The 12,835-nt window shown below is 29.5% G+C and carries 14 protein-coding genes; all 14 read right to left on the reverse strand.

Translation table 11 applies throughout. The features are described from left to right. Positions 1-103: 103 nt before the first annotated feature. The 14 genes from HA152_RS04240 to HA152_RS04305 all read right to left on the reverse strand — a co-directional run bounded on the left by HA152_RS04240 (position 104) and on the right by HA152_RS04305 (position 12,771). Positions 104-1,201, reverse strand: a complete 1,098-nt coding sequence (locus HA152_RS04240; RefSeq protein ID WP_209133880.1) for a Gfo/Idh/MocA family protein — start codon at positions 1,199-1,201, stop codon at positions 104-106. A gap of 2 nt (positions 1,202-1,203) precedes the next feature. Beyond that, the gene (locus HA152_RS04245) at positions 1,204-1,596 is read right to left on the reverse strand and encodes a hypothetical protein (RefSeq protein WP_209133882.1); all 393 of its coding nucleotides are present in this window, start codon (positions 1,594-1,596) and stop codon (positions 1,204-1,206) included. A 1-nt stretch (position 1,597) separates the two neighbouring features. After that, complete coding sequence (gene accD, locus HA152_RS04250) at positions 1,598-2,479, reverse strand: acetyl-CoA carboxylase, carboxyltransferase subunit beta (RefSeq protein ID WP_209133884.1); 882 nt, start codon at positions 2,477-2,479, stop codon at positions 1,598-1,600. Positions 2,480-2,619: 140 nt separating this feature from the next. Then, positions 2,620-3,516: a phosphoribulokinase gene (locus tag HA152_RS04255; RefSeq protein WP_209133886.1), complete on the reverse strand. Its 897-nt coding sequence runs from the start codon at positions 3,514-3,516 to the stop codon at positions 2,620-2,622. An 88-nt stretch (positions 3,517-3,604) separates the two neighbouring features. Beyond that, on the reverse strand, positions 3,605-4,678 hold the full coding sequence (gene leuB, locus HA152_RS04260; RefSeq protein ID WP_209133888.1) for a 3-isopropylmalate dehydrogenase: 1,074 nt from the start codon (positions 4,676-4,678) through the stop codon (positions 3,605-3,607). Between the two features lie 28 nt (positions 4,679-4,706). Next, positions 4,707-5,741 (reverse strand): UDP-3-O-(3-hydroxymyristoyl)glucosamine N-acyltransferase, encoded by a 1,035-nt coding sequence (gene lpxD / locus HA152_RS04265; protein ID WP_209133890.1) that lies wholly within the window; start codon positions 5,739-5,741, stop codon positions 4,707-4,709. A gap of 20 nt (positions 5,742-5,761) precedes the next feature. Next, entirely contained in the window at positions 5,762-6,844 is a 1,083-nt protein-coding gene (gene proB, locus HA152_RS04270; RefSeq protein WP_209133892.1) for a glutamate 5-kinase, read from the reverse strand. Further along, entirely contained in the window at positions 6,841-7,335 is a 495-nt protein-coding gene (locus HA152_RS04275) for a YqeG family HAD IIIA-type phosphatase (protein ID WP_209133894.1), read from the reverse strand. Before HA152_RS04275 ends, proB begins: the two co-directional genes overlap by 4 nt. A gap of 5 nt (positions 7,336-7,340) precedes the next feature. Further along, positions 7,341-7,877, reverse strand: coding sequence for a DUF3727 domain-containing protein (locus tag HA152_RS04280; protein ID WP_011818296.1), 537 nt, complete (start codon positions 7,875-7,877; stop codon positions 7,341-7,343). 26 nt (positions 7,878-7,903) lie between these two features. After that, positions 7,904-8,365, reverse strand: a complete 462-nt coding sequence (gene ruvX / locus HA152_RS04285; RefSeq protein WP_209133896.1) for a Holliday junction resolvase RuvX — start codon at positions 8,363-8,365, stop codon at positions 7,904-7,906. Further along, positions 8,362-9,417 carry a hypothetical protein gene (locus tag HA152_RS04290; protein WP_209133898.1) on the reverse strand — a complete coding sequence of 352 codons (1,056 nt, stop codon included), beginning with the start codon at positions 9,415-9,417 and terminating at the stop codon, positions 8,362-8,364. Before HA152_RS04290 ends, ruvX begins: the two co-directional genes overlap by 4 nt. After that, positions 9,418-10,584, reverse strand: coding sequence for a hypothetical protein (locus HA152_RS04295; RefSeq protein WP_209133900.1), 1,167 nt, complete (start codon positions 10,582-10,584; stop codon positions 9,418-9,420). Positions 10,585-10,588: 4 nt separating this feature from the next. After that, positions 10,589-11,140 (reverse strand): thylakoid membrane photosystem I accumulation factor, encoded by a 552-nt coding sequence (locus HA152_RS04300; RefSeq protein WP_209133902.1) that lies wholly within the window; start codon positions 11,138-11,140, stop codon positions 10,589-10,591. Positions 11,141-11,154: 14 nt separating this feature from the next. Further along, on the reverse strand, positions 11,155-12,771 hold the full coding sequence (locus HA152_RS04305; RefSeq protein WP_209133904.1) for a DUF3685 domain-containing protein: 1,617 nt from the start codon (positions 12,769-12,771) through the stop codon (positions 11,155-11,157). Positions 12,772-12,835: the final 64 nt, after the last annotated feature.

A 12,835-nucleotide genomic window follows, 5' to 3' on the forward strand; every position in this document is an offset into this window, starting at 1 on the left:
TCTTTAATAGTTCAGTTCAATTGATTTTTCCAGAATATGAAAAAAAAATAAAATCAATCGAATACTTTATCAGGTGACAATTGCTACTTATAGATGTATAGCTTTAAATTTTGATTCTTAATCCGCTTTTCGAAGATTCTCTTATGGCTTCGCAAACTTTATGACTCGCAAGTCCTTCACATAATCCTGGAATGATAGGTGTTTGATTAAAAATACTCTCAGCCCATAAATTTTGAATTCTTAAAACTGGAGCTATTCTTCCATCTGACCATGTTTTTTCAAAATTAAATCTCGAATCTGCAGTTAGATTTTGTATTTTATTTTCATTGTTTGAATATTTCAAATTAAAACCATGGACGTAATCTTTTTGGTTCTCGCTCTTAAGAATAAGTGAACCTTCGCTTCCGTATATTTCTAAACTAAAACCTCTACCATTTTTAGAAATCGATGATAGAGATACCTGACATGGAATAAGATTGGAGCTAAAGTTTGATATTTCTATATTAGCCAGACAAACATCCTCGCTAGTAACATCATTAAAATCAGATGAATTAGCTAAAGGTCTTTTTTTGATCGATGTTGCTAACTTGCCAGATACATTTATTGATTCTCCAAAAAACCAATTCAACATGTCGAATGCATGAGTACCTAAGGCGCCAATAACTCCTCCACCTTTTTCTTCCAAAGAATACCAATTCCAAGCCCTTTTAGGGTCGGATCTGCTACCCATTAACCAATCTAATTTGACTAAATATATTTCTCCTAAAATATTTTCATCAATAATTTTTTTTGTCTGAAGAAAAAGGGGTACTGCTCTATATTCGAAATCAACACATACGCTTAAGTTATTAATCAAAGATATCCTCTGAAGCTCTTCTATTTCAGAGGACGATATTGAAACAGGTTTTTCTAGTAGCAAATTTTTATTATTCTCAAGAGCTTGTTTTGCTAATTCAAATCTTGATTCAGGAGGAGTAGCAATAATAATCCCATCAATTTCTTGAGATTTAACTAAGCCTTCCCAATCATGAAAAAACTCTAAACCAGTTTCTTTTTCTAGAATTGATTTTTGCATTTTGTCATAATGATAAATAGCAACAGGCGTTAAATAATTCGACTCTTTTAACGCTTCTAAATGTACTTTTTTACCAAAACCTAGACCAGCGATTGCTATTTTTAATTTTTTATTTTTAGAATTCATTCTTATCCATTTATAAACTCTGAACAGCTATTTTCAATAACTACATCTATTAGTTCATCATTATTGGAAGTTTGCCATTTTGAATTGAATTGAGGTATTCCATTTATGGAAGTATCTTTAAACTTTTTTTCATCGCAATTAATTCTCATTACATAAAGTGATAACACCCCATCATCATCAGAATCAGTTGGATTTTTGAAGAACTTTGTTAAGACAGTTATTTCACCATTTGGAAGCGGCTTAATACTTCCTTTATCAAGCCATTCTTTCCCTTCATTATTCTCTTTTAGTAGGACCCAGTCAACATTACCTATCCCATAAGAATATGGCGCAAAATTTAAAATAAAAAATAAAAGGCTTAAAGAAAAATAAAAGAAATTTGAAATAATTCTCATTTTATATATTTGCTTTTGCAAGTTCTTTTACACCATGAATTTTTAAAATTTTAGTCAAAGTATCCTTGAGATCTTTCCTTTTAACTATTACATCAACGAAACCATGCTCAAGCAGATATTCAGCTGTTTGAAAATTATCGGGTAATTTTTCTCTTAATGTTTGTTCTATAACCCTTCTTCCCGCAAATCCAATAAGAGCTTTAGGTTCCGCCAAAATTAAATCACCTAACATTGCAAAGCTTGCTGTTACCCCTCCAGTGGTTGGATGAGTTAACAAGGGCATATAAAGAAGATTTTTTTCTTTATGTTTTTTTAGTGCTCCAGATATTTTTGCCATTTGCATGAGACTTAACATACCTTCTTGCATCCTTGCTCCCCCTGATGCGCAAACAATAAGAATTGGAAAATTTTCTAAAGTTGCTCTCTCAATTATCCTTGTAATTTTTTCACCAACTACTGAACCCATGGATCCTCCCATAAATCTAAAATCCATAACAGCCAATGCTAAAGGCATTGAATTTACAGAACAGATACCTGTTACGACTCCATCTCTTAAACCTGTACCTGCTTGACTTTCTTTAATTCGATCAGCATATGCTCTTCTATCTTTAAAACCTAAAGGATCTGTAGGACTTAGTGAACTATCAAACTCCTCGAATGAATTTTTGTCAGCAATTATATTTATCCTTTCATCGCTATTAATCCTATTGTGGTGTCCACAATTACTACAAACATTGTAATTTGAAATTAGGTCTTTTCTATAGGCTACTTGCGAACATTCTGAACATTTAACCCACAAACCATCTCCCTCATCAGTATCTTGCGAAACTTTCCCAACAAATTGATCTTTACGCCTTGCGGCAAACCAGTCGATTAATGACACAACGTTTCCTGTTTTTTCTATTTAAATCTAAATAAGGTACTTTTATCAAGAAAGATATATAAAAATTTGAGATCCTATAGATTAAAAACTCCTAAAATTAAAAAATATAATTATTTGAGTTGATAATCGAAAATTAATTATTATTTATTTTTCTCCTCAATCATTTTATGAATTATTGGAGTGAGAATTAGTTCCATTGCGAAACCCATTTTCCCTCCATTTACAACGATACTTGTAGGACTTGACATAAATGAATCGTTAATCATTCCAAGCAAGTATTGAAAATCAATCCCCCATTTCTCTCTTGCCCCTTTTCTGAAATGTATGATCACAAAGCTCTCGTCAGGGGTTGGGATATTCCTGCATATAAAAGGATTAGAAGTGTCAATTGTGGGAATTCTTTGGAAATTAATATCGGTTTTGCTGAATTGTGGGCAAATGTGATTTATATAATCAGGCATTCTTCTCAATATAGTATCCACAATGGTTTCCGCTGAATAACCTCTTTCTGCGTTATCTCTATGGATTTTTTGAATCCACTCTAAATTTGTTATTGGAACAACACCAACAAGTAAATCAGCATAAGATGCCACATTGTATCCATCACCTTCTACCCCGCCATGCAAACCTTCATAAAAAAGTACATCTGTTCCCTCAGGAATATCTTCCCATGGAGTAAATTGTCCAGGTTCCAAGGCTGTCCCAAGTCTTGTATTATGTTCTTCTGCTTCTTCAAGACTATGTAGATAATATCTTTTCTTTCCTCCTCCAGTTTCACCATAGATTTTAAAAAGTTCTTCTAGCTTGTCAAAAAGATTAGCCTCTGGACCAAAATGAGAGAAATTTTCACCTTTTGAAAGAGCGTCTGCCATAGCTTTTTTCATAGGCATTCTTTCAAATCTGTGGTAACTATCACCTTCTACAACTGCGGGAACAATATCTTCTCTGGCAAAAATATGCTCAAAGGCTCTTTTTACTGTACTTGTTCCTGCTCCTGAAGATCCTGTTACAGCAACTACTGGATGACGTTTTGACATTTTTTAAAAACAATATCTCATGATTCTGACAGGTCATATGCCAACTTTATGTTTTACTTAAAAATATTTTTTTATTTATTAATTTTTTTTAAATTTCATCCATTATTTTATCTCCGATTTCACTGCAAGATGAAACTTCAGAAGACCCATCAGCTAAATCTGCTGTTCTAAATCCTTTTGATAAAACTTTATCAATGGCAGTTTCTAAATTTTCTGCAGCTTCTTCTTCATTTAATCCAATTTTTAACATCATGGAAGCAGATAAAAGCATTGCTATAGGATTCGCTATGTTTTTACCAGCTATGTCAGGAGCCGAACCATGAACAGGTTCAAAAACTCCTGGGCCATTATTGTTTAGAGAAGCAGATGGAAGCATACCAATAGAACCAGTTAACATCGCGGCTAAGTCGCTTAAGATATCTCCAAATAAATTACTTGTTAAAATTACATCAAATTGACCAGGATCTCTAACTAATTGCATTGCTGCATTATCAACGTACATATTGCTTAGAGATATATTTTTATCTTTTGAGGTGATATTTAAAACTGTATCTCTCCACAATTGACTAACCTCAAGGACGTTTGATTTATCAACAGAACATATTTTTTTATTTCTTTGGTTAGCAATTTTTATTGCTATTTCAGTTATTCGCTCTATCTCGGCCGAATCATAAATCATCGTATTGAAAGCTTTTGGGATTTTTGTATTTGTTATATGTCCTCTTGGCTTTCCAAAATAAATTCCCCCTATTAATTCTCTTACAACAATAAGATCTACATGCTCAACGATTTCTTTTTTTAATGTACTTGCATCTAATAGAGATTTTCTAATTTTGACAGGCCTGATATTTGCGAAAAGGTTTAGGGCAGATCTTAACTTTAGTAACCCACTTTCTGGCCTTAATTCTCTTGCAAGAGAGTCATATTTAATATCTCCAACACATGCTAAAAGTACAGCATCACTTTTTTTACATTGATCTATTGTCTCATCTGGGGCAGGAGTCCCATATCTTTCATAAGCTATCCCTCCAAATAATTTTTCAATAATCTCAATATCGAAATTATGATTTTTTGAAAGCTTTTTTAAAACTCTTTTTGAAACTTCTGAAATCTCTGGTCCAATTCCGTCTCCTGACAATAAAACAATCTTATATTTCTTCATTTAAATTTTTGTTTAATAGAACAATAAATTATTGCTTGTCTGATTGTCTAAGTTTTTTTGCTAATTCTGGTAATTTTTTAAAAATGCTTGAACTCCTTAGCCATGATTTATTTTCCATCGCGGGGAAACCACTAATTACCTTGCCATCTTCTATGTCACAATGAATTCCGCATTTTGAACTTGCTATTACATTATTACCAACTTTTACTCTATTATTCACTCCTACTTGCCCTGCCAAAATAACACCATCTCCAATATTTGCTCCTCCAGCGATACCAACTTGAGCTGCAAATGCACAATTCTTTCCAATTTTTACTCCATGACCTATTTGTATTAAATTATCCAACTTTGTTCCCTCATCAATAAAAGTAAAGCCAACTGCGGGTCTATCAATACAACAATTCGTTCCAATTTCTACAAAACTCATTATTTTTACACCACCTTTTTGAGGCATTTTTACCCATTTGCCATTTTTAGGAATAAAACCAAACCCCTCTGATCCAATAACAGAATTTGAATTAATTACACAATTATTTTTTAGAGTGGTATTTTCGTAAATAACACAATTTGGATGAATTATATTATTGTTTCCTATTCGAACATTGCCTAAAATTGATGATCCCGGAAGAATATGATTATTGTCTCCAATTACAGTATTTTCTCCAATATAGACATTAGGTCCAATATGGCAATCTGATCCAATTATTGCTGTTCTATCTATAACCGCTGAAGCGTGAATTCCTGGTTTGAAATTGATAGTTTTATATAAACAATCTAATACTTCTGCAAATGCAATTCTTGGATTTTTAACGATTATGTTTGATATATTGAGTTTCTTTAGTGTACTAACGATTTCATCGTTGTTATTAGTTATTAATGCTGATGCTTTAGTTTGATCTAATTTTTCTTTGAGGATATTATTTTCTTCTAAAAAAGATATTTGATGTTTAATTGCAGCATCAAGTGAGGCAGCATCTTGTATATTTAAATCTTCAAAAATATTGGCACTAATAAAATTTGAATTTCCTTTTTTTATTAGATCAACTAAATCACTTAAAAGCATTTTTCAGTTTTAATTTTTTTCTAAGAGAGAGCAAGAACATCTCTGTGTACGACAATTATCGAGGAGTTATTATTTTCATTATTATTTAAGATACTTCTTAATTTGTCGCTACTTATTGATACTAAACCTTTTGCAACTTCTTTATCATTTGTATTTACTATTTTAACTGCCTGATTAATCGTAAAGTTTCCTTCTACATTCTTAACACCAACCGCTAAAAGTGAGGCACCTTTTTTTTTAATTGCAAAAGAAGCGCCATCATCTAAAGTAATTTTCCCTACTGTTTGAATTGCATGTGAAAGCCAACTTTTTTTGTTTCCAATAGGTTTTTCTACTGGATAAAATAAAGTTCCAATTTTATTATCATTAAAAATTTCAATTAAGTTTTTTTTATTAGTTCCATCAACTAGTTGGACTTCTACTCCTCCTTTTGTTGCTATTTCTGCAGAAATTAATTTTGTAGAAATTCCTCCTGTTCCCCATTCATTATTTGAGTTTTGAATATTTTTATCTTTAATTTCCTTTAATTCACTATTATGAACTTCTTTAATAGGTTGCGCATCTTTATTATTACGTGGATCTTTTGAGTATAGATTTTCAATATCGGTTAATAAAATAAGCTTGTTAGCATTTATTGCCAAAGCAACTAAAGCAGAGAGGGTATCATTATCTCCATATTTAAGCTCTTCATTTGCTACGGTATCATTTTCATTTACTATTGGAATAACATTCAAATCAATTAATTTTTTTAAAGTTTTAGAAGCGTTATTAAAGGATTCTCGTGAATTAAAATCAGCTTTAGTTATTAAAATTTGAGCAATATTATGACCTAATTTATTAAATACTTTATCGTATAAGGACATTAAATTAACTTGACCTACTGCAGCAGTAGCTTGAAGGGTACTTAAATCATTTGGTCTCGTTTTAATATTTAATTTTTGGCAACCTAACCCAACCGCTCCACTAGTTACTAAAATTAATCTGTTTCCTTTGGAAAGAAAACTTGTAAAGGATCTAGAAAGGTTTTCAATAACTTCTTCAGTAGATGTTTTCTCTGTTCCTCTTAAAATGCTAGTACCAATTTTTATAACCCAAGTTTTCATTTTATAAAATGAGAAATTAATTTTTCTATAGTCAAAGTTAAATTAAATTTTATAGGCAAGCCATCTTTATTTAATCGCTTAACTAATATTGTTTTTATATCACATCTATTCCCAACAATAATATCTGTAAAAATCCTGTCGCCAATAATAGCTATATTTTTTGACTCTCTGCCAATTTCTTTGATAGCAGACAAAGTTACTTTTTTTCTTGGTTTTGAGGCATTGTATTTATACCTTAAATTTAATTCTTTCGCTATTTTTGCGATTCTTTTTTTTGATGGATTATTACTTATTAGATATAAGGAGAAAAGTTTTTTAGATTCTATGATCCAATTTTTTACAGCTTTTGGGATCATATTTGATTTTCTATTTACTAGAGTCCCATCCACGTCTAGCAATAAAGAATTAATTCCTTTTTTTTGCAACTCAGATTGAGAAATATTATATATTGGTAAGTTTGAATCCCAATTGACTTTTAGGATAGATCTCATTTATTTTAAGAACTACTTTTTTCAAGCTCAGTTTCAATCAAAGGTTGAATTTTATCGAACTCATCATCTTCAACCAGTAAGGCACCTTTGTCTTTTAATTTACCCACAATAAAAAAAGGATCTAGTGGTATATATAAGCCATATTCTTGGTCAAAAAGATTAAAGTTAACAAGCAATTCATAACTCTCACTATCATCATCTACGTAATCTTCTTCTAATTCATCATAAATTGGTTCTTCAAGTTCTCCTGATACTGTTAATGTAACTGCTGATCTGATAAGTCTTAAATCATGTTCTTGAAGAACTGCTTCAGCATTTTTTAGTATTTGTTCATTTTTATCTATTTTCTCAATTAATTCAGGTTCATCTTTTTCATTTATCTTAAAAAGACTTACCGGAGTATCAACTGGCGTTAATAAAGCATATTCTTGGCCTTCAACACTTACTAATTGTTCAAGATAACAAAATAGCTCGTTTCCATTTGAGTCATTTAATAAAAGAGTCTGTGCATCATAATTATCATTTGAATTGGCTTCTTTCATTTAAAAATTATCTATCCTTTTTAATACTAATATTTTATCTGACGTTTACCAGCTATTTCTTCTATTTCAGGACCTTCTTTGATCCATTGCTCAAGAATTATTTTTGCTGAGAAACTATCAATCAATCCCGATTTATCTTTTTTTATTCCAAATCTATCTGAAGATTCCCAAGTTGAACTATGTTCGTTGACGTAAGAAAATGGAAGCTTTAATTCATTTGAAAGTAATTTACCGTAATTTTTACAGTCAATAGCTTGAGTGGTCATTTGACCTTTCTCATCTAGTGGAATACCCACAATAAACCCAGTCAAATTCAATTCATTTATATAATTTCTAATGATTTTAATCTCTTGATTATTTTCAAACCGTTTTACTGCTGGAAGTATATTTGATGTTATGCAGAGGGGATCACAATAAGCTAAACCTATTCTTTTGGTACCTATATCCAAACTCAAAATTGACTTTGGTTTGGGTTTGCAAAATTTCACTTTGTTTTTAATGGAAAAGGAGATGGATATGGATTACCTTGTGGACTTAATTTTTCAAAGATTGATTCCAAAGATTGATTTATTATATTTACTTGTTTGGCTTCATTCTTAACTATTGTATTCCTGATAAGAATTATTTCTTGATTTTTTTCTTTGAGATTACATTCTTCGAGAAAAAGATTTAATTGAGAATTTTCTTTATAGGTTTTTAAATATGAAACAGGTGATTTTTCAAAAAATCTTTTTATAAATTCTTTTAAAATAGAATTGAATCTTTTATCCCAATATCTACTTATAGTTAAAGTATAAATTTCTTCATTTTGATAATTTATATCTTTTAAAATTGTACATAAAACTGAATTTTCATATATTAAGGCACCACTTTTAGAGTTATTTCTTTTAAGAATGTCGTCCTGATCAAAATCTAAAATATTTCTTATTAAGGGAGATTGATTTGATCTTATAAAATTAACTATTTTTATTATATTTTGTTTATTAATGTTTTGGAATTCATTAATTAAAGGATAGGCATTGGTATTTTGATTTATAGATTTATTTAGATCGGAACCATCCCAAAGGATTATCTCTCCTAAAGGTTGAAAGCCTAATTCTCTTGAGGTTGATATGAGGTCAACATTATTTATATCAGAATTAATTATCCAACTTGAAGTTTGGATTTCTTTTATTGAGATAGATTTTTTTATCAATCCTAAAGTTAATTGTTTATCTGTTAAGGAACACTTGTCGTTAATCAAATTTGGCTTAGATATTTTTAAGCAAGTCTCTTTTTTGTTTAATGGAAAAATATTCAAATAACCAATAATTTCGTTTCCATATATAGAAATTATGCATTTATTTTTATTTTTCTTTAGATTATTTAAAAAAATTTTTAAGTCATCAAAGGTATTTATAATTGCCATCTTTAAAAGCCAATTATTCAATTCCTTATTTTTTATATCTATTAAAAGGTTAATATGCCTTATATGGAGTTCTTCAAAAGTTACTTCCATTCCTTTTTTAGATTGAAAAGAATAAGAGGTATCTTTTTTCATTTACTTTTTTTCTCTTATTAATACTATAGGGGTTTTTTCATCTCCATTGCCAGCTGGATTAGATATTAAGTTTCTTTTGAGTATTTTATTTACTTTTTTATTTGAACTAGCTAAGACTTTCACACCTCCAAGATCATTAACATCCACAACAGCAACATCTATATTTAGATAGTTCGAGACCTCCTTACAAAAAAAATCTGCATTGAGAGGACCCATAACTATACTCTTATCGTAAGGTTTAACTGTACCGCTTATATCATCAATGAGGGATGATTCTGAGCCTGTTAATCTATAAAACATACCTTTAATACCAAGTAATTTGAAGAGAAATCCAACAAATAGTGCAAAGGTTATTCTTGTGACTCCGATTCTATTTATTAATAATTGCATGCCGCAAGCTGTTGCAAGACTGCTTGTAGGGTGAAAAAAATAACATAAAGCTTTCGAAAAAAAACTATATTCTAAATTTTGAGGGGAAATATATCTTTTTTGCATAATCGCTAGCGGACTCTCACCGATTGTTAAAATATCATTTTTTTCTATAATTCCTTCGCAGTATTCAATCACAGTATTTACTGGGTTATCAAAGCAACCAAGTAAATCAGTTTTAATAGCAAAAGCTTTATATTTATTATTTATTGGAATTTCAAAAACTTCTTTCGGCCTTTGTTTTTGACCATCTAAATTAATTAACAAACAATCCTTATTATTTGAAATACCAAAATGTCCATAGTTCTCCCAATATACTTTTAACCATAGATATTTTATTTTTTTTCTAAAATTATTATTGCTAAATTTATATATGATTCTTAAAAATAATTCTGAATTTGACTTGATAATTGTTGTTGGCCAGTAATTATTTAAATTCTTAATTTTATTATTTTCATATATATAAATATTTTCTTGGTAATTAAAATTTTGGCAATATTCGTTCCCTTTACTTTTAAAAAAATCTAATTCAAAATTTATATTAGATACCATCGTCTCTTTGGTTTTACTTTTATTAGTTATTTTTAAATCAATAATTAATTCGCTTAAACTATCCTTTTTTTTGATGAAGTAATTTATAGGGACCAAATTTAACTTTGATTTGGGTGAGTATTTAATATATATATCTGAAAAAATTAAAAAAATTAAAAGAAGTAAGAGGATATTTATTAATATCATTTTTTTAATTAATTTTTGTTTTTATCTTTTTTTCAGAAATGATACTGTTGTATTCATTAAAACTTTCTACAGAAAATGTCGTATCTTCTATATCTATTCCTTTTAGATCACCTATAACTTTGTTTAATTCATCGATATTAACCATTCCGTTTTTGTCATATTTAACTTCTCCATCACTATTTAAAATAATGGTTTGTGGAATTAATCCGTTCCAATAATAATTAGGTTCATTTCTAAGATCAGACTTTTCTTTATCCTGTAATTCATCAGTAGTTAGAGCAATGATATCTACATTATTTCTCCATATCAAATCTAAACCAGATATTATCGGAGCCATAGCTTTACTATCTGAACTATCATCAAGATAAAAAAATAAAACTGCGACTCTTTTATTTTTTAATGATTCATCAAGAGTCGTCTGGGGAGGAACTATAGCCCCATTACCTGCGTATATAGGAAAGATGTTGCCATCGTAACTATCAGAATCTCTAGAGGCATTTGCTTTATATGGACTTAAGAAAATTAATGCTATTAGGATCCATTGAATTATTTTCATTAAAGTTTAAAAACTTACTTTGAACTTGATCTTCCTAATCCTTGAAGGATTCCTTTCCCAACCAAACCGATAGCTTTGCCAACGACCTTTGTAAGGAAAGTTACGAAAAGATTACCGATATATTTTACAGCAACTTCTAACTGCGGTGCTACGGCATCTCTTATCTCAACTAACAATGTAACTTGTTTTTGTAGCCATTCTAGATTCTCTAATTCTTTTTCCCTATTTTCATTTTTAAAGTAACGGGTAAATTTTTTATCGATAATATCAATATATTCTCGTTTACTCTCATACAAGTAGATAGGCATATAAATATAGTCATGCCAGCGATTGTAGTTATTAATATTATTTCTAAATCTTTCAAAATTTCTTGTGGATTGTAATTCGGGATTTATAAGTACAGTTCTTAATTCAGGCCAAGAAGAACAAATATTAAAGATTTCAGAAGCTAATAAATTACAGTTCCTTATTGTCCAGTTTGAAATTATATTTTCAAGGATCAAAAACGATTCTGTTTCATATAGAGGGAGTAATTTCCCATCATAGTCAAGAGCTTCATTTTTGATAATTGGCTCAATAAACATAATCGATTCATGTGATTCTCTATCTATCTCTTCGCAACTTACCTCACTATAAATAAAATCATTTATTGAAATCGATTCGCCTCCTTTTTTTAATCGAAAATAACTGTCTGTGATATTTGAAATTGTATTAACTTTAAGTTCTTTTATAAGAGAATTTAAGTCATCTTTAAAATCTTTCGCCTTATAGTTTTCCTTAATATTTTTTACTAAATTATCTAACTCATCTAACATTTTGCAAATTAGTCGCGAAATGAATTCTTTCTTTATTCCAGAGAGAATTATTGATGAATTATTAAATTCAACCTGTAAGTTAGTTGAGCTATACCTTTCTTTTAGTCTATCTAAAATCAAATTCCATATTTCTGCAGTGTTTTTATCTTTAATGAAAACAGTGTTCTTATTTTCAAGATTAATTTTATTTTCAGTGTAAACTGCCTCTGTATAAAGTTCTAGTGAATTACCCCATAAGAAAATTAGAAAAGATTTTGCAGTAATAAGTTCTCTTAATCTTCCTTTTAAAATGAATTTATAAAATTCTGGTGTTGAATCAGAGTTGACATATTTGAATATATAGTTAATTTCAGAATCTATTTGTTTAAGACCTGAAGTTAGAATTTTTTGACTAAAAGAGAGAGGCTTATTTTTGTTTAATTGAACTTGGGAATTATTTTCAATATCAAATACCCTTCCTTCATTTAAAATGGTATCAATAGATTCAAGAACTTTTTCTGCACTGGGATTTAAAAGAAAACCTTCAGCATTTAACGATGGAGGGGTATTTGCTTCATAAACAAGTTCGCCAGAGAGAATTATAAGAAACTTTGACTCATCATATCTTTCTCTTAATTTTAATAATTCTAACCTTATAAGATCTTCTGATTGAAAATTAAGAACATTCCATATAACTAAATCTGGAGTTTTTTCACCTGTTCCATTATTAAAATTAATTTCTAAATTTTGGTCTAGTGATGTTAACTTAAGCGTTAAAGATTCTGCTATTAAGCTTGGAGCAATAATCAATATCGATTTTTTTGAAATTAATTCCAAGACTAGATTTCTTATCTCTTATACAAAATTAACTAACAATTACTGCAAACACCAGCCTTAAATC

The organism is Prochlorococcus marinus XMU1412, assembly GCF_017696315.1.
In the GTDB taxonomy this organism is placed as follows: domain Bacteria; phylum Cyanobacteriota; class Cyanobacteriia; order PCC-6307; family Cyanobiaceae; genus Prochlorococcus_A; species Prochlorococcus_A marinus_AF.